The sequence below is a fragment of the Actinoallomurus bryophytorum genome, from assembly GCF_006716425.1.
Classification (GTDB): Bacteria; Actinomycetota; Actinomycetes; order Streptosporangiales; family Streptosporangiaceae; genus Actinoallomurus; species Actinoallomurus bryophytorum.
In genome coordinates this window covers 1,880,203-1,900,755 of sequence record NZ_VFOZ01000001.1, presented here as the reverse complement: position 1 = coordinate 1,900,755, position 20,553 = coordinate 1,880,203, and the positions used below count along the sequence as shown (strand labels likewise).

General features: G+C 68.7%; 19 protein-coding genes. 11 read left to right on the top strand and 8 right to left on the bottom strand.

Features of this window, described 5'->3' with window-relative positions; all coding sequences use genetic code 11:
• Positions 1 to 457: 457 nt before the first annotated feature.
• The gene (locus FB559_RS08960) at positions 458 to 904 is read left to right on the top strand and encodes a YbaB/EbfC family nucleoid-associated protein (protein ID WP_141955168.1); all 447 of its coding nucleotides are present in this window, start codon (positions 458 to 460) and stop codon (positions 902 to 904) included.
• A 127-nt stretch (positions 905 to 1,031) separates the two neighbouring features.
• On the opposite strand, the gene FB559_RS08955 is transcribed toward FB559_RS08960, so the two are convergent.
• Genes FB559_RS08955 through FB559_RS08945 form a run of 3 tightly spaced genes read right to left on the bottom strand, consistent with a single transcriptional unit; the run spans position 1,032 to position 4,608 of the window.
• Positions 1,032 to 3,344 (bottom strand): ABC transporter permease, encoded by a 2,313-nt coding sequence (locus FB559_RS08955; RefSeq protein ID WP_141955167.1) that lies wholly within the window; start codon positions 3,342 to 3,344, stop codon positions 1,032 to 1,034.
• Entirely contained in the window at positions 3,341 to 4,114 is a 774-nt protein-coding gene (locus FB559_RS08950) for an ABC transporter ATP-binding protein (RefSeq protein WP_246121457.1), read from the bottom strand. The genes FB559_RS08955 and FB559_RS08950 overlap by 4 nt, the downstream gene beginning before the upstream one ends.
• On the bottom strand, positions 4,111 to 4,608 hold the full coding sequence (locus tag FB559_RS08945; protein WP_246121455.1) for a PadR family transcriptional regulator: 498 nt from the start codon (positions 4,606 to 4,608) through the stop codon (positions 4,111 to 4,113). Before FB559_RS08945 ends, FB559_RS08950 begins: the two co-directional genes overlap by 4 nt.
• A 132-nt stretch (positions 4,609 to 4,740) precedes the next feature.
• On the opposite strand from FB559_RS08945, the gene FB559_RS08940 reads away from it, so the two are divergent.
• The 4 genes from FB559_RS08940 to FB559_RS08925 all read left to right on the top strand — a co-directional run bounded on the left by FB559_RS08940 (position 4,741) and on the right by FB559_RS08925 (position 9,819).
• Positions 4,741 to 6,048 (top strand): ABC transporter substrate-binding protein, encoded by a 1,308-nt coding sequence (locus FB559_RS08940; RefSeq protein WP_342780923.1) that lies wholly within the window; start codon positions 4,741 to 4,743, stop codon positions 6,046 to 6,048.
• Positions 6,049 to 6,144: 96 nt separating this feature from the next.
• Positions 6,145 to 7,521 (top strand): ABC transporter substrate-binding protein, encoded by a 1,377-nt coding sequence (locus FB559_RS08935; RefSeq protein ID WP_342780922.1) that lies wholly within the window; start codon positions 6,145 to 6,147, stop codon positions 7,519 to 7,521.
• Positions 7,522 to 7,531: 10 nt separating this feature from the next.
• Positions 7,532 to 8,899: an ABC transporter permease subunit gene (locus FB559_RS08930; protein WP_141955164.1), complete on the top strand. Its 1,368-nt coding sequence runs from the start codon at positions 7,532 to 7,534 to the stop codon at positions 8,897 to 8,899.
• Positions 8,896 to 9,819 carry a carbohydrate ABC transporter permease gene (locus FB559_RS08925; RefSeq protein ID WP_141955163.1) on the top strand — a complete coding sequence of 308 codons (924 nt, stop codon included), beginning with the start codon at positions 8,896 to 8,898 and terminating at the stop codon, positions 9,817 to 9,819. The genes FB559_RS08930 and FB559_RS08925 overlap by 4 nt, the downstream gene beginning before the upstream one ends.
• 94 nt (positions 9,820 to 9,913) lie before the next feature.
• Here the strand turns inward: FB559_RS08925 and FB559_RS08920 are convergent, their stop codons facing one another.
• On the bottom strand, positions 9,914 to 10,420 hold the full coding sequence (locus FB559_RS08920) for a PadR family transcriptional regulator (protein ID WP_141955162.1): 507 nt from the start codon (positions 10,418 to 10,420) through the stop codon (positions 9,914 to 9,916).
• A 265-nt stretch (positions 10,421 to 10,685) separates the two neighbouring features.
• Here FB559_RS08920 and FB559_RS08915 point away from each other — a divergent pair, with 265 nt between their 5' ends.
• On the top strand, positions 10,686 to 11,219 hold the full coding sequence (locus tag FB559_RS08915; RefSeq protein ID WP_185792106.1) for an ATP-binding protein: 534 nt from the start codon (positions 10,686 to 10,688) through the stop codon (positions 11,217 to 11,219).
• A 95-nt stretch (positions 11,220 to 11,314) separates the two neighbouring features.
• The gene (locus tag FB559_RS08910; RefSeq protein ID WP_141955160.1) at positions 11,315 to 12,520 is read left to right on the top strand and encodes an ABC transporter ATP-binding protein; all 1,206 of its coding nucleotides are present in this window, start codon (positions 11,315 to 11,317) and stop codon (positions 12,518 to 12,520) included.
• A gap of 136 nt (positions 12,521 to 12,656) precedes the next feature.
• On the opposite strand, the gene FB559_RS08905 is transcribed toward FB559_RS08910, so the two are convergent.
• Positions 12,657 to 13,562, bottom strand: a complete 906-nt coding sequence (locus FB559_RS08905) for a LysR family transcriptional regulator (RefSeq protein WP_141955159.1) — start codon at positions 13,560 to 13,562, stop codon at positions 12,657 to 12,659.
• Positions 13,563 to 13,632: 70 nt separating this feature from the next.
• On the opposite strand from FB559_RS08905, the gene FB559_RS08900 reads away from it, so the two are divergent.
• The 3 genes from FB559_RS08900 (at position 13,633) to FB559_RS08890 (ending at position 17,102) form a co-directional block, all read left to right on the top strand.
• Positions 13,633 to 15,075 (top strand): MFS transporter, encoded by a 1,443-nt coding sequence (locus FB559_RS08900; protein ID WP_185792105.1) that lies wholly within the window; start codon positions 13,633 to 13,635, stop codon positions 15,073 to 15,075.
• A complete protein-coding gene (locus tag FB559_RS08895; RefSeq protein ID WP_141955157.1) occupies positions 15,068 to 16,438 on the top strand; it encodes an FAD-binding oxidoreductase in 1,371 nt (456 codons plus the stop codon). The genes FB559_RS08900 and FB559_RS08895 overlap by 8 nt, the downstream gene beginning before the upstream one ends.
• Positions 16,439 to 16,499: 61 nt before the next feature.
• A complete protein-coding gene (locus FB559_RS08890; RefSeq protein WP_185792104.1) occupies positions 16,500 to 17,102 on the top strand; it encodes a gamma carbonic anhydrase family protein in 603 nt (200 codons plus the stop codon).
• Positions 17,103 to 17,191: 89 nt separating this feature from the next.
• Here FB559_RS08890 and FB559_RS08885 read toward each other — a convergent pair whose 3' ends face one another.
• The 3 genes from FB559_RS08885 to FB559_RS08875 form a co-directional block, all read right to left on the bottom strand.
• Complete coding sequence (locus FB559_RS08885) at positions 17,192 to 18,346, bottom strand: hypothetical protein (RefSeq protein WP_141955155.1); 1,155 nt, start codon at positions 18,344 to 18,346, stop codon at positions 17,192 to 17,194.
• On the bottom strand, positions 18,343 to 18,897 hold the full coding sequence (locus FB559_RS08880) for an RNA polymerase sigma factor (protein ID WP_185792103.1): 555 nt from the start codon (positions 18,895 to 18,897) through the stop codon (positions 18,343 to 18,345). Before FB559_RS08880 ends, FB559_RS08885 begins: the two co-directional genes overlap by 4 nt.
• A 110-nt stretch (positions 18,898 to 19,007) precedes the next feature.
• Positions 19,008 to 19,865 carry an ADP-ribosylglycohydrolase family protein gene (locus tag FB559_RS08875; RefSeq protein ID WP_141955153.1) on the bottom strand — a complete coding sequence of 286 codons (858 nt, stop codon included), beginning with the start codon at positions 19,863 to 19,865 and terminating at the stop codon, positions 19,008 to 19,010.
• 99 nt (positions 19,866 to 19,964) lie between these two features.
• Between FB559_RS08875 and FB559_RS08870 the strand changes: the two genes are divergently transcribed.
• Entirely contained in the window at positions 19,965 to 20,474 is a 510-nt protein-coding gene (locus FB559_RS08870; protein WP_141955152.1) for an O-acetyl-ADP-ribose deacetylase, read from the top strand.
• The last annotated feature ends 79 nt before the right edge of the window (positions 20,475 to 20,553 follow it).

Sequence of the window (20,553 nt, the reverse complement as noted above, 5' to 3'; positions counted from 1 at the left end):
CCCACGGTCGTACCGGTGACGCACGTACCGTCTGCGAGCGGTGAATGTTTCCATCGCATTACCTACACGTGATGTACGTTGCGGCAAAGTAAACCACCAGTGTCCAGCGAAAACCAGATCACCCAATTCTGAATCGATACAGAGAAGGGACTGCCTGCGCTGCGGTTAATCGGACGTACTCGCGTCGTGACAGTCGGTGAGGTGCGGCCTCTGCCTCGTCACATGTAGGGCGTCCGACGTGGTCGTCACACGATTCAAGGGATCTGGCGATCACGTGGGCCGAGGAGATGTTGTGCCATCGGTCACGTGTGAGGATGCGCGTGCCCCAAGGGCGCGTCCGTACCGGAGATGTAGGCTCAAAACGGACTTGGGTGACTCGTGTGAGGTCCGGCTACGGTGCTGTGAGCGGGGCTTCCAGGTCGCGTGCTGTACGGCCGTTCCACGGGGAGGTGTTGAGGTGCCCGATTTCGACCCGGCTGGTTTCCTGCCCGAAGACTTGGAGCGGTCCGTCGAACAGGCAGCAGGCATGATGCGGCCCTTGCAGGAGGCGATGGATCGGTTCGCCGAGATCACCGGTGAGGGCGAGGGCGCGGACGGCCTGATCCATGCGGCCGTGGAGGCCAGCGGGCGGGTCAAGGCGGTCACCTTCAATCCGCGGATCAAGCGGCTCGACGAGAAAGCGCTGGCCGGTGAGATCGTGGCGGCCGTTCAAGCGGCACAGAAGGATGCCGCGAACAAGAGGCAGGAAATGTTGACCGAGGCAATCGGCGACAGCATTCCGTTCGCCAAAAATTTCGGCGTTGACAAGGCCCTGGAACAGATCCAGCAGATCGAGGAATCTTTCAGTCGCTCGATGAAGCAGCATGTCGAGGAACTGGAACGCATACAGCGCACGTTCGAGTGACGGCCTCCTCGCGAAGACGCTGACGCCGTCTTGGACTCACTCCGGGTGACAAGGTTCGGCCGCGAGGGATCCAGGTCGGGTCCATCCGACAAACCCCCGAGGGTCGGTGTCGGCGACGGACACGAGGCTATACGCGAGATACCTCTCTCACATCGATGCGCGAGGACTTGCGTGCCATCGCGAACGCGGTGAGCGCGGCGAGAGCCATCGCGCCGATCGCCGCCACGGCCAGCTCGAATATGGTCGGCGATCGGCCGATTCCGGCGCCGACACCACTGGTACGACCTTGCAGGTCGATCAGCCGGGTGGACAGGGCCAGGCCGCCGCCGATCCCGGCGATCACCGCGATCAGCGCGAGCACGCTCGTGCCGGCGACCAGGGTGGTGGTCACCTGCCGGGGTGTCAGACCCATGGCGCGCAGCACGACGATGTCGCGCAGGTGGTCGCGGAGCCCGACCGACGCCGCGGTCAGGAGGTTCGCCGCCCCGATCAGCGCGAGCACGATGAGCAGCCCGAAGATCACCACGCGGACGATGACCAGCCGCTTCGCCGGGTTCTGCGCGGCCTGGAGGTCCAGCCGGTTCTCCGACTCCCGCAACAACCGCGTCCGTACGGTGTCGACCGGCGCGCCGTGCCGCAGGACGATCCGGTAGGACAGCGTGGACGTGTCGATCCCGGACTGCTGAAGCGTGTCCAGGCCGAACGACAGAACCTGCCCGCTCAGGGACGGCTCGATCGTGCGCCCGACGATGTGAATGATCACCGGGACGCCGCTGAGCGTGAGCCGCACGCGGTCGCCCACGTGAACCTGGAGGAGGTCGAGCAGTCCCTGACCGGCGACCGCCTCGCCGGGACGTGCGTACATCCGCCCGTCGTGGACCGGGAAGGGATACGGCTGATCGGACGTGCCGAGGGCTCGCGCCTGAATGGTCCGGGTCTGCCCGGGAAGCAGCGCATTCGTCTGAACCTCCGGGTACACCGTGGCCACGTCGCGGTCGGCGGCGATGATGGCGGCGGCCGCATAGGGGGACACCCCGACCGGCCGGGCGACCAGCGCGCCGGCCAGGCCGATCTGCTCGGGGTGGTCCTCGAAGTTGTCGAGGGTCGACCAGCAGCCGAGGGCGATCGTGACCATCACCATCGGGATGGCCAGGCCACCGATCGTCATGACGGCGCGCATCCGGCGGGTGAAGGCGTCGCGGGCGCCGAGGACGAGCGCCGGCGGCAGCCGTACGAGCAGTGCCACGCGGGCGAAGCGCGACAACCGGCCGCTCGGCGGCACCGCGGTGACCGTGCTGGTCGGCGACACGCGGCTACCCCGCCAGGCGGGAAGCAGCGTCGCCACCGTCACGCTCAGCACGGTGGCGGCCGCGATCAGCGCCAGCCGGCTCAGCGAGAGCGGTGCCGACGCGGTACCGGTGACGGAGCCGAAGAGCCGCTGGGAGAGCGAGGATCCCGTGAGCACCGACCCGGCGAGGATGCCCAGCACCACCCCGGCGACGCCGAGACAGGTCTGCTCGAGAATGAGCATCCGCCTGATCTGGGCCGGCGTGAAACCGAGCGCCTTCAGCAGCGCGATGTCCTGGAGCAGGGACAGGATGCGCCCTCCGGTCGCGTTGCCGATGGCCAGCGCGCCGGCGATCAGCGCGACCACGCCGAACATGCCCAGCAACAGGCCCAGCAGGCGGCTGTCCACCTCCATCGAGGCGCGCACCTGCTGCCAGGTCGACGCGCGGTCCACGTGGTCGCCGCCGAGAACGGTCACCACGTGCTGGACGAAGAAGTCGCTGGCGCTCGGGTCGGCGAGCCGCAGGCCGATCAGCAGTTGGGTGGAGCCCGCCCCCGGTTCGACCGCGCTCACGGTCCCCGGGAGCGCCCAGACGAGCCCCGGCGTCACCGCCGGATAGGGGCCCTGGCTGGAGTCGTCGGCGACACCGATCACCGGGAGTCGGTGGGCTATCGCGTCCAGGCCGCGGACGTTGAGGGTGTCGCCCACGCCGACGCGCAGCACACGGGCCAGCGTGCGTTCGAGGACCACGCCGTCGGGCCTGGACGGGTCGAGCCACCGGCCCTTGGCGAGAACCGGCCGGCCGACCTCGGGCATCTCGGTGCCCATCGCCCGGAGCTCGAGCGGCGCTCGCTGTCCCTGCTGTACCGCCGTCGCGCTCGCGGTCTGGTAGGGGCCCGAGACACCGGTGACGCCGTCCATGTGCGACAGCGGGCTGAGGTCGGTGCCGGGACGGGCATGGATCCAGACGTGTGCGCCATGGGAGCGGGCGAACACCCCTTTCCACGGGTCCATCGCGCCCGCGAGCATGGTGATCGCCAAGATCAGCGCCGTGACGACGCCGGCCACGACGCTCACCGAAAGGAGCGCCTGGCCGGGGCGGGTACGAAGGTCCGCGCGTATCCAGCGGATGGTGGCGTGCACGGGTTTCACAGATCCAAGATCGAGCCGATGGTGTTCTTGCTGTCGTACGCCGGCCTGACGTCGGCATCGTCGATGATCATGCCGTCGAACAGAGAGATCACCCGGTCGGCGGCACTGGCGACCCGTGCGTCGTGTGTCACGAGAAGGATCGTCTGACCCTGGTCGTGGACCTGCTCGAGCAGGCGTACGACGCCGCGCGTGTTGGTGCTGTCGAGGTTGCCGGTGGGCTCGTCGGCGAGCAGAAGGCTGGGCTCGTTGGCGAGCGCCCGCGCCAGCGCGACCCGCTGCTGCTGGCCGCCGGACAGCCGTGCCGGCGACATGTCGGCCCGATCGCTCAGGCCGAGCTCGTCCAGCAGGTACTTACGGCGCTCGCGTGCCTGTTTCGGGTTGGTGCCGGCGAGCAGGGAGGGCAGCTCGACGTTGTCGGCGACCGTCATGTTCGAGATGAGGTTGAAGAACTGGAAGACGACGCCGATGTGACGGCGGCGCAGCACGGCGCGCTCGGCCTCGCTCATCTCGCTGAGACGGTTGCCGCGCACCCAGATCTCTCCGCTGGTCGCGGGGACCAGCCCGGCGAGCAGGTGCAGCACGGTCGACTTGCCGGACCCGGACGGGCCCATCACCGCGACGAACTCCCCGGGCTGTACGACCAGGTCGATGCCACGGATGGCACGGACGTCGAGGCCGTCCGCGTGGTGGACCTTGACCAGGTCCTTGGTGCGGATCATCGCCCCAGACGCCTCGGCGGTTGCCGGGTCTGACGTCTGCGTACGGCTCACGTGAGCGCCTCCTGGCAGCGTTCGAGCCATTCGAGGTCGGCCTGCAGATGCAGTTGGGCGCCCTCGATGAGTAGGGATGCGATGGGATTGTCGCTTTCCTCGGGATGGCCGGGTTCGGACAGGCCGCGCATGAGGTTGAGGCAGTGGCGGCGCTGTCGGTTGATGAGCGTCATGCGGTCGGCGGTGCCGGTCAGCGGGACGAGCGCGAGCTTCACGAAGAAGTCGGTGCGCGGACGCGGACCGTCGCCGGAGGTGTCGAGCCATTCCGCGACGGCCTCACGGCCGGCCGGGGTGAGCTCGTAGACGCGTTTGTTCGGGCGGTCGCTCTGCGTCACATCTTGGCTGCGGACCAGGCCGTCTTTCTCCAGCCGCCCGAGCGTGACATAGATCTGCCCGATGTTAGGGGAAGGGTAGGCGCTGCCGAATGTGTGCTCCAGAGCCTGTTTGAGCTCGTATCCATGTGCGGACTCCTTGGCCAGCAGGGCCAGCAACACCGATCGCACCTGCGGGCACCTCCTCAGGATTCCTGCATGTCAGGCATGTTAGGCGGGATGCTGGTGGCAGGACATAGGTAACGAAGCCGAAACTTCCCGTTGACACGTGGATTACGGGTGTGCATAACATGTATGTATCCCAATGAGGGGTCACAGAGAGGCTCAACGATGGTGCGGTCGCTGGCAAGCAGACTCCTTGTGGTCGTGCTGGCGGCGGGCTGTGGTGTATCGGGCCCGTCCCACGCGACGAGCGATGGCCCCACGATGGACACCAGTGGCCCCATCACGTACGCCGCTGGGCCGGATCTTACGGGTTACGTGCACCCATTGGTTGACAAATGGAATGCGCTGCACCCTGCGGAGAAAGTGACCCTGCTTGAACTCCCCGCGGCCGCGGACGACCAACACGCCCAAATGGTCACAAACCTTCAGGCGAAGAGCGACCGCTACGACGTGCTCAACATCGACATCATATGGACGGCGGAGTTCGCCGACTCGGGATGGGTCATCCCGCTCGATCGTCGGCAGTTTCCACTCGACCAGTTCCTCAAGCCGGTCGTGGACACCGGGGAGTTCGGCGGAAAACTGTACGGCGTCCCCTACACCAGCAACGCCGGACTGCTGTACTACCGAAAAGACATTTTGGACAAGGCCGGCAAGCGACCGCCCAAGACCTGGGCCGAGCTGCGTCAGCTGGCCAAGACCGTCGCACCGAAATACGGCCTTGAGGGCTACGCCGGGCAGTTCCTTCCCTACGAGGGGCTGACCGTCAACTTCGCCGAGGCCGTGCAGTCGGCCGGCGGGACGATCCTCACCGATGACGGCACGAAGGTCGCCGTCAACTCGCCGCAGGCCAGACAGGGTCTGGACTTCCTGGTCCAAGGCTTTCGCGAAGGCTGGATCCCCAAGCGGGCCCTCACCTTCAAGGAGGAGGAGTCCCGCGCGGAGTTCCAGGACAAGAAGCTGCTGTTCCTGCGCAACTGGCCCTACGTCTACGGGCTCGTGTCCCGTCCGGGCAGCAAGGTCAAGAACGACTTCGGTGTCACCCTGCTTCCCGGTGAGGACGGGCCCGGTTCGAGTTCGCTCGGCGGCGCCAACCTCGCCGTCAGCGCCTACTCGAAGCACCAGAGGACGGCCATCGCGTTCATCAAGTATCTGACCAGCCTCGAGAACGAGCGGGTGGCCCTCACCCAGGGATCCTTCCCACCCGTGTGGGCGCGTCTCTATGACGACCCCACGCTGATCAAACACTTCCCCTATCTACCGGTCCTGAAGAACAGCATTCTCGCGGCCAAGCCGCGACCGGTGAGTCCTAATTACAACCAGGTGAGCCTCGCGATCTCCAATGCCGTGAGCGGGGCTCTGTCCTTCCGTCAAACTCCCGACGCGGCCATCTCCCAGATGGCCGGAGATCTCGGGAGCGTCATCACCAACCGTTGATCAGCGGCATCGACCCAGGTAACCCCGCCCACATGGACGGCGGGTTCGGTAAGAAACGCGAGGAGTTCTCCTTCGCGTGCCTTCCATCGCCTCTCGATGCCGGAAATGGCCAAAATTCGGGGGCCAGTTCAAGTGCAGAAAGGTACGCAGATGCAAACAAGAAGTTTCTGGGCGACCGCGCTCACCGCGGGTCTGCTCGTCACCGTCTCCGCCTGTGGCGGCAGCGACCCCAAGCCCGCCTCCGGCTCCTCCGGCAGCGCCGGTACGCAGGAGTTGAAGGGGGTGACGATCGAGGTCGCGGCGAAGTGGACGGGTCCTGAGCAGGCGAGTTTCGAGAAGGTGTTGTCTGCTTTTGAGAAGCAGACGGGTGCGAAGGTGAATTACGCGTCGACGGGTGAGAACACCGATGCGTATCTGGGGCCGCGTATTCAGGCGAAGCAGCCGCCGGACATCGCGATTCTGCCGCAGCCGGGTCTGGTGGCGCAGTACGCGAAGAAGGGTGATCTGAAGCCGTTGTCGGCGGATGTGGCGTCGACGATCGATGCGAATTACACCCCGTACTGGAAAGAGCTGGGGTCGGTCGATGGGAAGACCTACGGGGTGCTGGTGAAGGCGGCTTACAAGTCGATCATCTGGTACCGGTCGAAGGCCTTTGATGACGCGGGTGTGCAGCCGCCGGCGGATTGGGCTTCGTTCACGAAGGCCGCGCAGACGCTGTCGGATGCGGGTTCGACGCCGTTCGAGCTGGCGGCGGGGTCGGGGGATGCGTGGACCCTGACGGACTGGTTCGAGAATGTGTACCTGTCTCAGGCGGGTCCGGACATGTACGACAAGTTGACCAAGCACGAGATCAAGTGGACCGACGCGTCGGTGACCAAGGCGCTGCAGACGCTGGTGCAGGTCTGGGGTAAGTCGAACATGATCGCGGGCGGTTCTTCGGGGGCGCTGCAGCAGAAGTTCGATGGTTCGGTGACGGACACGTTCGGTAAGAACAAGGCCGCGATGGTCTATGGGGGTGACTTCGCGGCGGCGAACATCGGGACGACGTCGGCGAAGGTCGGTACGGACGCGAAGGTGTTCGCGTTCCCCAAGGCGGGGTCGACGACTCCTGCGGTGCTGGGTGGTGACACGGCGGTCGCGCTGAAGGACAGCAAGGGCGCGATGGCGCTGATGAAGTATCTGGCTTCGCCGGAGGCGGGCACGGTGTGGGCCAAGGGCGGCGGTTACATCTCTCCGGACAAGAACGTCAAGCCGGATGCGTATCCGGATGCGCTGACCAAGCAGTTGGTGGCGCAGATGCAGGCGGCTGGGGATTCGGCTCGGTATGACATGTCCGACCAGGCGCCGGCGGCGTTCGGTGGTACGCCGGGTCAGGGTGAGTGGGAGGACCTGCGGGGCCTGGTGAAGAACCCGGGTGACATCAAGGGTGCTCAGGCGAAGCTGGAGTCCGACGCGGCCAAGGCCTACAAGTAGGCGATGAGTCATGACAGCGATTACTGAAGAGATGGCCTCGCCGCAAGACGGCGGCGAGGCCGGGGACGACGCGTCCCCTGATGGCGGTTCGGGCCGGCTCGGCCCACCTTCGTGGCTTGCGCTGGGATTCTTGTTGCCGGCGTTGTTGCTGCTGGGTGCGCTGGTGGTCTATCCGATCGTCTACACCGCGATCCGCAGCTTCTTCGATGCTTCGGGCAAGAAGATGGTGGGGCTGGACAACTACACCGCCATCTTCACCGACCATGACAGTTTGACCGCAGTACGTAACACCGCCATCTGGGTGGTCGTCGCCCCGACGGTCGTGACGATCCTTGGGTTGTTGTTCGCGGTGTTGACCGAGCGTATTCGCTGGTCGACCGCGTTCAAGATGGTCGTGTTCATGCCGATGGCGGTCTCGTTCCTGGCCTCGGGTGTGATCTTCCGGCTGGTCTATGAGCAGGACCCCTCGATGGGTGTGGCCAACGCGGTCGTCACCTCGGTGCACGACACCTTCGCGGGCGGCTCGCGTTATCCGGGTGCTTCGGCCAGGGAGGGCGACAAGAGTCCCGACGTGGCTCAGGCGGGCGCGGTCGTCACCCGGGCGCAGGTCCAGCCCGGCGCCACCACGTTGATCCCACTGGTCGGGGTGAAACCGGAGAACCTGCCGAAGTCCCCGACTCCGGCCAAGGCGCCCTCGGCCGCGCCGGGTGGGATCTCGGGTCTGGTGTGGTTCGACTTCACCAAGGGCGGCGGCGGCACGCTGAACTCGCCCGACGCCTCCGAGGCGGGCCTGAGCGGAATGAAGGTCCAGGCCGTCGGGGCCGGCGGGAAGGTCGTGGGTTCGGCCACCACCGAAAAGGACGGCTCGTTCGTCATCAAGAAGGTCCCGGCCGGTTCCTACACCCTGAAGTTGCCGAAGGACAATTTCGCGGCTTCCTACGGGGGCGTGAACTGGCTGGGGTCGGCGTTGATCACTCCGGCGATCATCGCGTCGTACATGTGGGTGTGGGCCGGGTTCGCGATGGTGTTGATCGCGGCGGGGCTGGCGGCGATTCCGCGCGACGCGCTCGAGGCGGCGCGGGTGGACGGCGCGACCGAGTGGCAGGTGTTCCGGCGGGTCACGATCCCGTTGCTGGCACCGGTCCTCACGGTGGTGTTCGTGACGCTACTGATCTACGCGCTGAAGGTCTTCGACCTGGTGTTCATCATCGGTGGCGGTGATCCGAACGCGTCGGTGCTTGCGGTGCGGATGTGGACCGACTCCTTTGGTGGCGGTAACGACCAGGGGGCCGGGTCCGCGGTCGCGATCTTGTTGTTCTTGCTGGTCGTGCCCGCGATGTTGTTCAACCTGCGGCGTTTTCGACAGGAGAGCCGATGAGTACCGACACCGCGACCGTGAAACCCGCGGCCGTCGAGACCGACCGCGGCGACTACAGCGGCGCGCCGCGTAGAAGTATCGCCTCCCGCATCGTCTCCCGGGTCGGCGGTGGGGCGATTCAGGTCGTGCTGCTGGTGCTGGCCGTGGTCTGGCTGGTGCCCACGCTGGGGCTGTTCGTGGCCTCGCTGCGGTCCCAGCAGGATGACAACTCCACCGGCTGGTGGCACATCTTCAGTGCCCCCTCCCAGCTGACGTTCAAGGCCTACTCGGACCTGCTGGGCAAGCCCGACTTCGTGGACTCGTTCTGGAACACCGTCCTGATCGCGGTGCCGACCACGCTGCTGGTCGTCGCGATCGCGTCGCTGGCGGGGTACGCGTTCGCGTGGATGGAGTTCCCCGGCCGGGACTGGCTGTTCCTGATCGTCGTGGCCCTGCTGGTCGTCCCCGTGCAGGTCGGGCTGATCCCGGTCTCGAAGCTGTACGGGGCGCTGGGGGTCTTCGGGTCGATCCCGAGCGTGGTGGCCTTCCACGTGGCGTTCGGGCTGCCATTCGCGATCTTCTTGCTGCGCAACTTCTTCGCCGGCATCCCACGGGACCTGCTGGAGGCGGCGCGAATGGACGGCGGGAAGGAGTGGACGATCTTCGTCAAGGTGATCTTCCCACTCGGCAAACCCGCGATCGCCTCACTCGCGATCTTCCAGTTCCTGTGGGTCTGGAACGACATGCTCGTCTCACTGGTCTTCGCCAACACCGGCTCCCAGCCGATGACCAAGTTCCTGCAGTCCCAGATGCGGCAGTTCACCGGCAACATCGACATCCTGGCCCCAGGAGCCTTCCTGTCCCTGATCGTCCCGCTGGTCGTCTTCTTCGCCTTCCAGCGCTACTTCGTCCAGGGCGTGCTCGCCGGCTCCGTCAAATAAAGGGTCGGAAAAGCTGAATGTCGCGCGATCCGGAATTCCGGTTCGCGCGACATTCAGTCGAAAGGACCGCCTGCGCGGTCGGCGACGCCTCGCCTCAGGTGAGCTCTTCCTGGCAGTGCTCGAGCCAGTCGAGGTCGGCCTGAAGGTGCAGGCGAGCACCTTCGATGAGCAGGAGGGCAACCGTGTTGCCACGGTCGGTCGCGGCGGCCAGGTCCGACAGGCCGCGCATGAGGTTCAGCAGATGACGTCGTTGCCTGTTGATCAGGGTCATCCGGTCGGCCGCGCCCGTCATCGGGGCGAGCGCGAGCTTCACGAAGAAGTCGTCGCGCAGCCGCGGGCCGTCGCTCTGCTCATCGACCCAGGAGGTCAGGGCATCGCGGCCGGCGGGGGTCAGCTCGTAGACCTTCTTGTTCGGCCGGCTGGCCTGTGCGACGTCCTGGCTGCGGACGAGCCCGTCCTTCTCCAGTCGCCCGAGCGTCACATAGATCTGGCCGATGTTCGGAGAGGGGTAAGCGCCTCCGAAGGTCTGTTCGAGCGCCTGCTTCAGCTCATATCCATGAGCCGGCTCCTTGGCCAGCAGTGCCAGCAATATCGGTCGCACCTAAGCCCACCCCCTTTCTCCTACCTACATGTCAGCCATGTTAGGACGCACTGTCAAGCAACACCAAGGCCCACAATCTCGGCATCTTCTATTGACTCGTAGATAACGTCAATATATAACAAGCATGTATCCAGTATAGGCGGCCCTCACGGGAGGAGTCGAGATGCGATCCATGATCGAGAACCCTGTGACGACGGTCCGGCCGGCAGGGGAGGACGGGTCCGGGGCCCTCCGGCGAATTCGACCGAGCCACGGAGGTGGCGAGATGAGAGCGAACCACCGGGTGCGGGCCGGAAGCCATGCGGCGGCCGGCACACCCTCCGCGGTGAGCGTGGCACGCCCGTCCGAAGGCGAGGCTCACGACCGGGGCACGCTCGACTGGCGCATCTCGGTTCCCGGCGTACCGGCCATCGTGGCGATCGCCCGCAAGCTCGTACGCGCCGCCCTCTGGGACTCCCGGCGACTGGACGACATCGAGCTCGTCGCCAGCGAGCTGGTGACCAACGCCATCCGCCACACGCCGAGCGGCCGTACGGGCTCCCTGCTGACGCTCCGCATCCGCGGCACGGCCGGCTGGGCCCGGATCGATGTCAGTGATCTCGGGAGCGGGTCCTGGGCCGAGCCCTCGTCGGCGGCCGAGGGCGACGAGTGCGGTCGCGGACTGGTCATCGTCAACGCACTCGCGGACCTGGCCGGCCACGGACCGGCAGCCGATGGCCAGGTCTCCTGGGCCGAGATCCACTGGGACGTTTCCCCCGACGCCGCACGCACACGTGCCGGCGCCATCAGACACACGTAGTCGGCGCGTGCCAAAGCCGACAGTCCTCTTGTTACGCCATTGTCCAGGGTCGTGCACCCAGCTGAGTGACGACCCGTTCGAAAGGAGACCGCGGAATGACCGCGATCACGTTGAACCGCCTCGACAAGACCTACCCGGCCGGGAACAAGGCCGTCGACTCCCTGAGCCTGGACATCGAGGACGGTGAGTTCATGGTGCTCGTCGGGCCGTCCGGGTGTGGCAAGTCGACCGCGTTGCGCATGGTGGCCGGCCTTGAGGAGATCACCGGCGGCGAGCTGCGGATCGGTGACCGGCTGATGAACCGGACCCCGGCGCGTGACCGTGACGTGGCGATGGTGTTCCAGAGCTACGCGCTGTACCCGCACCTGTCCGTACGCCAGAACATCGGCTTCGGGCTGACGTTGCGCAAGGTTGCCAAGTCGGAGATCCGCAAGCGGGTGGACGAGGTGGCCGAGATCCTCGGCCTCCAGGATTACCTGGAGCGCAAGCCGCGTAACCTCTCCGGCGGTCAGCGGCAGCGTGTGGCCATGGGGCGCGCGATCGTCCGTGAGCCGCAGGCGTTCCTGATGGATGAGCCCTTGTCGAACCTGGACGCCAAGCTGCGCGTCTCGATGCGCGCCTCGCTGAGCCAACTGCACGAGCGCCTGGGCGTCACGACCGTGTACGTCACGCACGACCAGGTCGAGGCCATGACGCTCGGCGACCGGGTCTGTGTGCTGCGCGAGGGCAAGCTTCAGCAGGTCGACACCCCGCAGAGCCTGTTCGACAACCCGGTGAACCTGTTCGTCGCCGGCTTCATCGGTTCGCCCGCGATGAACTTCGTCACCGCCAAACTGGTACGCGACGACGGCCCGCACGCGGCCTTCGCGGACTTCAAGCTGCCGATCCCCGCCGAGACCCTTGCCGCCAAGCCGGGACTGGACGACTACTTCGGCGGCGACGTGATCCTCGGCGTACGGCCCTCCGACTTCGAGGACGCCTCCCAGGCCAACGCCGACTGGGCGCGGATCCACGCCAAGGCGGAGCTCACCGAGGAGCTCGGCAGCGAGATCAACGCCATCTTCTCGATCGACGCACCGCCGGTGCGGCACAAGGACGCCACCGACCTGGCCCAGGACGCCACGGACGGCGACGACGCCGCGACGCTGCCGCTGGGCGACGACAAGGCGATGTGGACCGCACGGGTCAACGCGCGGTCCCGCATCCAGCCCGGCCAGAACATCGAGCTGGCCGTCGACAACCGGAGCCTGCACTTCTTCGACCCCACGAGCGGCCTGGCCATCGGCCACCGCGACAACTAGTCCCCAGGACCACTGCCCGCCTTCTCCGTACCTGTTGAATGCAGTTCGTCCCCCGAGACGATGTCCCGCACGGGGGAGGCGGGCAGTGCACTCTCAGGGCCCGCCGGATGCGACCGCGCTCCGGCGGGCCCTGATCTCATTCCTCGCCGGTGAGTCCCGCCGTGAGCGCCGCGCGTACGTGGCCGACGAACGTCCGTGCCGCCGGGCCGACCGGCCCCTCGGCCCGCCACGCGAAGGCGAGCCGTCCTCGAATGCCGGGTCGCAGCGCGATCGCGTGCAGCTCCGCCGTCCGGCCCTGCATCACCGACTCCGGGAGTACGGCGACCCCGAGGCCGCGTCCGGCGAGCCGCGCGAGCAGGCGCGGGTCGCCGGCCTCGAACGCGAAGTGCGGCCGCAGATCCGCCGCGGTGAAGGCGTCGTCCACGCAGGCGCGGAGACCGGTGCCGCGGGGGAGGCCGATGAGGGCGCGTCCGGCCAGCTCCTTCAGCGTGATCACTTTCCTCGTGGCCAGCGGGTCGGTCGGCCCGACGATCGCGACGAGCGGCTCGTCGGTGATCACCTGGATGTCGATCTCCGGCGGCGGGTCGCCCGCCAGGCCGACGAACGCCACGTCGAGTCTTCCGGCCAGGAGTCCCTCGAGGAGCAGGCCGGAGCCCGCCTCGGACAGCGTGATCTCCACCGCCGGATGAAGGCGGTGAAAGCCGGCCAGCAGGCCGGGAAGGTCGACGGCGTGGGTGGACATCGAGGCCACCATCCCGGCGGTGACGTGCCCGCGTACGAGCCCGGTGAACTCCGCCACCGCGTCGCGCGCGCCGGACACCGCGTCCAGCGCCGCCCGCGCGTACGGGAGCACGGCGGCACCCACCTCGGTGAGGCGTACGGTACGCCCCGAGCGGTCGAGCAGTTCCTCGCCGAGTTCGCGTTCGAGCCGCCGGACCTGGGCGCTCACCCCGGGCTGGGCGACGTGCAGGCGCGCGGCCGCCCGCGTGAAGTTCGCCTCTTCCGCCACGGTCACGAAGTACTCCAGCTGCCGAAGCTCCATAACGAATCATGCTAGCGACCAGACGAACCCGCTCTTGGACTTATGGTTCTTCGCCGGTCACGGTGGATGGGTGATCGAAGAAGGACGTGCACCGGCCCGCGTACGTGGATCGTGGACGGCGGTCGGGGTGCTGGCCGGCGGCCTGTTCCTGGCCGTGCTGTCCACCACCGTCGTCAGCGTGGCGCTGCCGATGATCGGCGATGACCTGTCGGCCGGCGCGACGGCCCTGGAGTGGATCGTCGACGCCTACGTGCTGGTGTACGCGAGCCTGCTGGTCGCGGGCGGAGTCATCGGTGACCGGCGGGGACGCAAGGGCCTGTTCCTGCTCGGCGTCGCGGCCTTCGGGCTCGGGTCGCTGGTCACCGGCCTGGCGCCGTCGATCGGGCTGCTGCTGGCCGGTCGCGTGCTGCAGGGCCTTGGCCCCGCGCTGCTCGTCCCGGGCAGCCTGACGATCATCAGGACGGTCTTCGAGGACGAGCGCCGGCGGGCCGCCGCGATCGGGCTGTGGTCGATGAGCTCGGGCCTGGCACTGGCCGTGGGACCGGTACTCGGCGGCCTCATCGTGGACGGCGCCGGCTGGCGCTGGGTGTTCCTGCTCAACGTCCCCCTCAGCGCCGTGCTGATCCTCCTGGCCGCGCGTTACGTGCCGCGCATCCCGCTGACACCGGCGCGCGGTCCCTTCGACCGGTTCGGCGCGGCCCTGACGACGGTCGCGGTGGCCGCGATCGCGTTCGCGCTCATCGACGGACAGGACCGGGGCTGGTCGTCCGCTCCGATCCTGGCGGCGTTCGCCGTGGGCGCCGCCGCGCTCGCCGGGTTCGTCGCCTGGGAACGCCGCATGACCGACCCGCTCGTGGACGTCGCGCTGTTCCGCAGCCCGGCGTTCGCGGCGGCCAACGTCGCCGCGCTGGTGGTCTTCTTCTCGTTCGTCGGGGCGATCGTCTACTTCAGCGCCTACTTCCAGCAGGTGCTGGGGCGCTCACCGCTCGCGGCGGGGGTGGGCGTCTCCGCGATCGGTGTCGCGTTCGCGGTCGCGGCGCCGCTGTCGGGCCGCCTGGTCGGCCGGATCGGGCCCCGCCCGCCGATGCTCGCCGGTCTGATCGTCAGCGGGCTGGCCATGCTCGGCCTGCTGCGGCTCGGCGTCGGCACGGGTATGGGCGCGATCTGGTGGAACCTCGCGCTCGCCGGCGGCGGCGTCGGCATGTGCCTGACGCCGATGACCGCGATCGCGGTGTCGGCGGTCGATGCCACCCGCGCCGGCATGGCCTCGGCCGTGCACAACGCGCTGCGCCAGCTCGGCCAGGTCCTGGGCGTGGCGGTGCTCGGCGCGCTCGTGTACGGGGACCCGGCCATCCGCGACGACGCCGGCCGCCGGCTCGACCCGCGTGGCAGACCGCTGTTCGTCGCCGGCCTGCACCACGCTCTCTGGGCGTCCGGGCTGGCACTTCTCGCCGCGGCGGCACTCGCCGCCGTACTGCTCCCGCGTTCACGAAAGGGACTCCTCCATGAGTGATTCCGACCTTGAGACTCTTGCCGCCCGCGTACGAGGACCGGTGCTGCGACCCGGCGATGACGACTACGACGGGGAGCGGCGGGGGTTCCAGACCGGCTGGTGCCACGAGCCCACCGTGATCGTCGGTGCCACCGGAGCGGACGACGTACGCGCGGCGGTGGCGTTCGCCGCCGCCCGTGACCTTCCGGTGGCCGTACAGGCGACCGGGCACGGACTGTCGGTCGCCGCGGACGGCGGCGTGCTGATCAGCACGCGCCGGATGACCGGGGTGCGGGTCGACGCCGCCGGGCGTACCGCCTGGATCGAGGCGGGAGTGCGCTGGCGCCAGGTGATCGACGAGGTCACGCCGTACGGGCTGGCGCCGCTGAACGGCAGCGCCCCGGACACCGGCGCGGTCTCCTACACCCTCGGCGGCGGACTGGGACTGCTGGCCCGCCGCCACGGCTACGCGGCGGATCACGTCACCGAGATCGACGTCGTCACCGCCGGCGCACGGCAGCGGCACGTCACCGCGGAGACCGATCCCGACCTGTTCTGGGCGCTGCGCGGGGGCCGGGACAACTTCGGCGTGGTGACCGGCATGCGAATCGGCCTCGTGCCGGTCACCCGGATCTACGGCGGAGGACTGTTCTTTCCCGCCGAGTCGGCCGCCGAGGTCCTGGGGGCCTTCGCCGGGTGGACTCGTACGCTGCCCGAGGAACTGACCGCCTCGGTGGGGATGGTCCCGCTCCCGGACCTGCCCGTGATCCCCGAGCCGATCCGCGGCCGCCATGTCGTCCATGTCCGTGTCGCCCATCTCGGCGATGCCGTCGCGGGGGAGCGGCTGGTGGCACCGCTGCGGGCGGCGGGTCCGTGCCTGCTCGACACGCTCGCCGAGATGCCGTACGCGAAGAGCGACTCGATCTACAACGATCCGCCCGGACCGCACGCGTACTCCGGGACCAACGTCCTGCTGTCCGGGCTCGACGAGGCGGCGGTGAAGACGGTCGCCGCCCTGGCCGGGCCGGACGCGCCCGTCCCGTGCGTGGTCGACCTGCGTCATCTCGGCGGTGCGCTCGCACGTACGCCCGCGGTGCCGAGCGCGGTCGCCCACTGGGACGCGCCGTACCTGCTGCGTCTTCTGTCCCCGCTCGACGGCCTCGACCGGGACACCGTACGCGCCGCGCACCGGCACGTGTACGAGGCGATGGAACCGTGGACGACGGGCGGCCGTGTGCTGAACTTCATCTACGGCGACCACGCCACCGCCGACGAGGTGCGTGCCGCCTACGAACCCGGCGACCACCGGCGGCTGACCGAGCTCAAGGCCGTCCACGACCCGGCGAACCTGTTCCGCCTCAACCCCAACATCCCACCGGCGTGACCCGGCGTCGCGTCCCCTCGGGCGCGGCAGGTCTCCCACCCCGGCGGATAGGGTGCGGGACGTGCTCGTTCAACGCAACGACGTCGGCCCCATCGTGGCCCGCGACGCACGGATCGCCGAGTCGGCCCGGATCGTCGGCAACGTGCTGATCGGCGAGGGATGCGTCGTCGGCCACGGAGCGGTGATCGAGAGCTCCGGGCCCGAGGTGCGGCTCGACGCCGGCGTGGTCGTCCTGCCGGGCGCCGTCGTCCGCTCGGTCGGCGGAGCCCACCGCCCCGCCTTCCCGATGCGCATCGGAGCCGAGTCCCTCATCGGCCCGCTGGTGTCACTCACCGGCTGCGTGATCGAGGCCGCCTGCTACGCGGCCACCGGCGCGATGGTCTTCCAGGGCGCGGTGGTGGGCGAGGGCAGCAGGCTCGGCGCGGGGAGCATCGTCCACGTGAGTACCCTGCTGCCGCCGGGGAGCCATGTCGGGACGCACCACCACGCGGTCCCGGACGGCGACCAGGTCCTGATCACAGCGGACGCGGCCGAGGCGAGCCGCATGGCGGACCTGGACTCCCAGGCCCTCGACGACGGCCACAACGACCTCGCGGCGCTGAACCGCCGCTCGTCCGCCATCCTCCGCGCCGAGGCCTCCGACTGGACCGACCGCGCGCTCTGACCCCGCGTCCGGACCGGCCATGCCGGCCCCGCGTCCGTCCACCGCTGGAGCCTCGCGGCCGGACACACGGTGCCCGGCCGCGATGGCGGTCAGGAGGCGGGCAGGGCGCCGATCCTCTTCACCCAACCCTGGCGTTCGAAGGCGAAGTACCCGTTGGCGGAGCCCTTGGCGCCGCCGGCGCCGCTGGGTAGTTGCTCGAAGTCGAGGAGCTGGGCGGTCGCCGGGTCCACCACCAGCCGTACGCCCTGGGCGGTGATGGCCGCGCCGGACCTGCCCTCGCGGTCTTTGATCTGCCCGGTGACGTGGACGGACGGAGAGTCCGCGAGGATCCGATAGAGGGCCGCGCGTGTGCCGGGAGTGGTCGGGGCCATGAACAGGTCCCAGGCGCTGACGAAGACGTACTCGCCGAAATCGGCGGGGGCGCGGTAGCCGTTCGCGCCGCCCTTGCGGTCCTCCTGCCACAGCCTCCGCAGGAGGCTTTCCAGGCCGCTCCTGGTCGCGGGCAGCTTCGGTACGCTCCTCCACTCGATCTCATGGGAACCGATGTCGGGGTTCACCAGATGCGAGCCCTTGTCATAGGTGACCGTGGACGGCTTGGACGCCGTGGTGCCGCCGTTGACCATGAGCGGCGGGGAGCCCGCCGCCCGCCAGGCCGCCTCGTTCTTCTTGGCGGGGAACCTGACCTGGATGTCCAGTGGCGAGTGCCCACGGAACCGCATGCCGGTCCCGCCCGGCAGGGTGCACGCCCACTGCTCGGCACTGCTCGCGGTCAGAGCTTCGAGCATCTGAGCGCTGGACTTGCCCGCGTTCACCCGGGCGCGGGCCTTGCTCACGTCCTTCCCCATCGGGATCGGCACGTTCTCCCACATGCGGGTCCGGTTGTACCAGCAGGTTCCGTGGGTGGCGGGCTGCCTGGCGGCCGTATCCGCGCTGGCGAGCAGGAACGCCCGGGTGTCGATCGCCCCGTTCCGTCCGGTGACTCCGCCGTCGTGGGTTCCCTGACGGCCTCCGGACAGCGTTCCCGCGGCCAGTACCGCCGTGGCGGCCACCACCGCGGTCGCACCGGTGGCGAAGGCCAGCCGCCGGACCGGCCGCCGCTTCCGCAGCAGGTGCGGACTCACCGTGGACGCACCGGCTCGGATCAGTGCGGCGTCGGAGTGCCGTTCGTAGGCCGCGTCGGCGAGCCGGTCGACCATCGCGGGCTTCAGGGCGTTGATCACGCTGTCGAGTTCGTCGTGCTTCACGGCTTCTCCTGGATGACTCGCGGGCGTGGGGCGCGTGACGGCGCCTCCGCGGATTCGTGGGACGCGTCGAGTGCCCTGGCCAGCCGGCGGCGCCCCCGGTGCAGCCGGACGACGAAGGCGGCACGGGAGCAGCCGGCGACGCGGGCCGCGTCGGCGGGCTCGAGCCCGTGCCAGGCGGTCAGGGTGACCGCCTCCGCCTCCTTGGGCGGCAGGGCACGCAGCGCGGCCAGCGCCTGGTCGCGGGCTATGACATGGTCGGCGGCATCCCAGGCGTGCAGGTCGGCGTCGGTGGTCAGACCGGCCAGCCGGTCGACCAGGCCACGCGCATGACCGGCCGCTCCGTGCGACTGACGGGCGAGGTTCCTGGCCACGCCCAGCAGCCACGGCAGCGCGCGCTCGGGGATCTCGTCGACCTTCCGCCACGCGACCGTGAACACCTCGCCGGTCACGTCCTCGGCGGCCTGGGGCGCGACTTTCAGCACCACGTAGCCGAAGACGTTGCGGTAGTACGTCTCGTAGAGGCGGGTGAATCGGGCCTCTCGCTCGTCCACGCCACCTCCTCTCTTCTCTTCTGGAGGGCGATACGCCAAGAAGTCGGAGAACGCGTCAGCGGATTACACGAGAGAACGAGGATTCTTCACGAACCCCGTCCGTGTGAGGGTTAGGGGGTGAGCCAGTCGGGCAACGGCTCGCGGGCCTCGCGCCAGGCGCGTGGAATGCCGTCGACACCGGTGTGGGCGGCGACGATCCCGCCGGTGATCGCGGCGGTGGTGTCGATGTCTCCTCCCACGGCGACGCAACCGCGTACGGCCTGCTCGTAATCGGTGAGGTGACGAGCGGCGGCCCAGATACAGAAGGGGACGGTGTCGTGAGCCAGGACGCGGGAGCCGTTGCCGAGCTCGTACGCGACCTCTTCACGGGTGCGGCCGAACAGGTCCGCCGCCCGGCGTATGCCGTCGTGAACCTTGCCCGGCGGGGTGTGTGACAGGACCGCTTCGATCAGTCCGGACGCGTCACCCCGCGCGGCGTAGGAGGCCGCGACAGCGACCGCGATCGCGCCGGCGATGCCCTCGGGGTGGGCGTGGGTGACAACGGCGGAGGCAGCGGCTTCCAGAGCGACGCGTTCGAGGTCACCGGGGTAGTACGCGCCGAGCGGCGCGACACGCATGGCAGCACCGTTGCCCATCGAGCCCTGACCGCCGAACTGCGCCGTGGCGGCGGTACGCCAGGCCTCGCCGTTACGCAGGCCGCGCAGCAGGACGACCGTGCCCGGCCCGTACCCACGGTAAGGGTCGTAACGATCGGCGAAGGCGGTGGCGAGGGCATCGCGTTCGACCTGTCCGTGACGCTGGAGGACGTCGAGGAGGTTGCAGGCCATCTCTGTGTCATCGGTCCACGGCCAAGGAGCGGATGGCACTGCCGCCTCATCGAGCAGCAGATGCCGGTTCTCCATGGCGAAGAACTGAGCGCCGAACGCGTCGCCGACGGACAGACCGGTGAGGGAGTCGAAGGCGGTCATCGGCAGAGACGATATCCGCCCACCGCGCCTGGTCGGATCGGGCGGGACGAGATGTCATCCTGCGGGAGAAGGCTCCGAGTATCGCGGAAGGTCGCAGGCATGCGCATCAGGCTGGTTCAGGGGGACATCACGAAGGAGGAGGCCGACGCGATCGTCAACGCGGCGAACTCCTCGCTTCTCGGCGGAGGTGGTGTGGACGGCGCGATCCACCGCCGGGGCGGGCCGGAGATCCTGGCGGAGTGCCGCCGGCTGCGGGCCTCGCACTACGGCAAGGGCCTGGCGACCGGGCAGGCGGTGGCGACCACGGCCGGCCGGCTGCCCGCACGGTGGGTGATCCACACGGTCGGGCCGGTGTACGCCAAGTCCGAGGACCGGTCCGAGCTGGTCGCGTCCTGCTACCGCGAGTCGCTCCGGGTCGCCGCCGAGCTGGGTGCCGCGACCGTCGCGTTCCCCGCCGTCTCCGCGGGGATCTACGGCTGGCCGCTCGACGACGCCGCGCGCATCGCGGTCGGCACCGTGCGCGAGGCGTCAGGGCCGGTGGAGGAGGTACGGTTCGTCCTCTTCACCGCCGACGTCCACCAGGCCTTCGAGCGGGCACTGAACGCATAACAGGCGACGGACGGCCCGGCGCGGGTCCGCGCCGGGCCCTACGGGACGCCCCATGGCGACGGCGTCCCGCGTCCGCCCT

Bases quoted from the DNA above. Each gene is read 5' to 3' on its own strand.
- FB559_RS08940 (WP_342780923.1), top strand. From the start codon at position 4,741: ATGTATCCCAATGAGGGGTCACAGAGAGGCTCAACGATGGTGCGGTCG.
- FB559_RS08935 (WP_342780922.1), top strand. From the start codon at position 6,145: ATGCCGGAAATGGCCAAAATTCGGGGGCCAGTTCAAGTGCAGAAAGGT.
- FB559_RS08930 (WP_141955164.1), top strand. From the start codon at position 7,532: ATGACAGCGATTACTGAAGAGATGGCCTCGCCGCAAGACGGCGGCGAG.
- FB559_RS08925 (WP_141955163.1), top strand. From the start codon at position 8,896: ATGAGTACCGACACCGCGACCGTGAAACCCGCGGCCGTCGAGACCGAC.
- FB559_RS08915 (WP_185792106.1), top strand. From the start codon at position 10,686: ATGAGAGCGAACCACCGGGTGCGGGCCGGAAGCCATGCGGCGGCCGGC.
- FB559_RS08910 (WP_141955160.1), top strand. From the start codon at position 11,315: ATGACCGCGATCACGTTGAACCGCCTCGACAAGACCTACCCGGCCGGG.
- FB559_RS08905 (WP_141955159.1), bottom strand. From the start codon at position 13,562: ATGGAGCTTCGGCAGCTGGAGTACTTCGTGACCGTGGCGGAAGAGGCG.
- FB559_RS08895 (WP_141955157.1), top strand. From the start codon at position 15,068: ATGAGTGATTCCGACCTTGAGACTCTTGCCGCCCGCGTACGAGGACCG.
- FB559_RS08875 (WP_141955153.1), bottom strand. From the start codon at position 19,865: ATGACCGCCTTCGACTCCCTCACCGGTCTGTCCGTCGGCGACGCGTTC.
- FB559_RS08870 (WP_141955152.1), top strand. From the start codon at position 19,965: ATGCGCATCAGGCTGGTTCAGGGGGACATCACGAAGGAGGAGGCCGAC.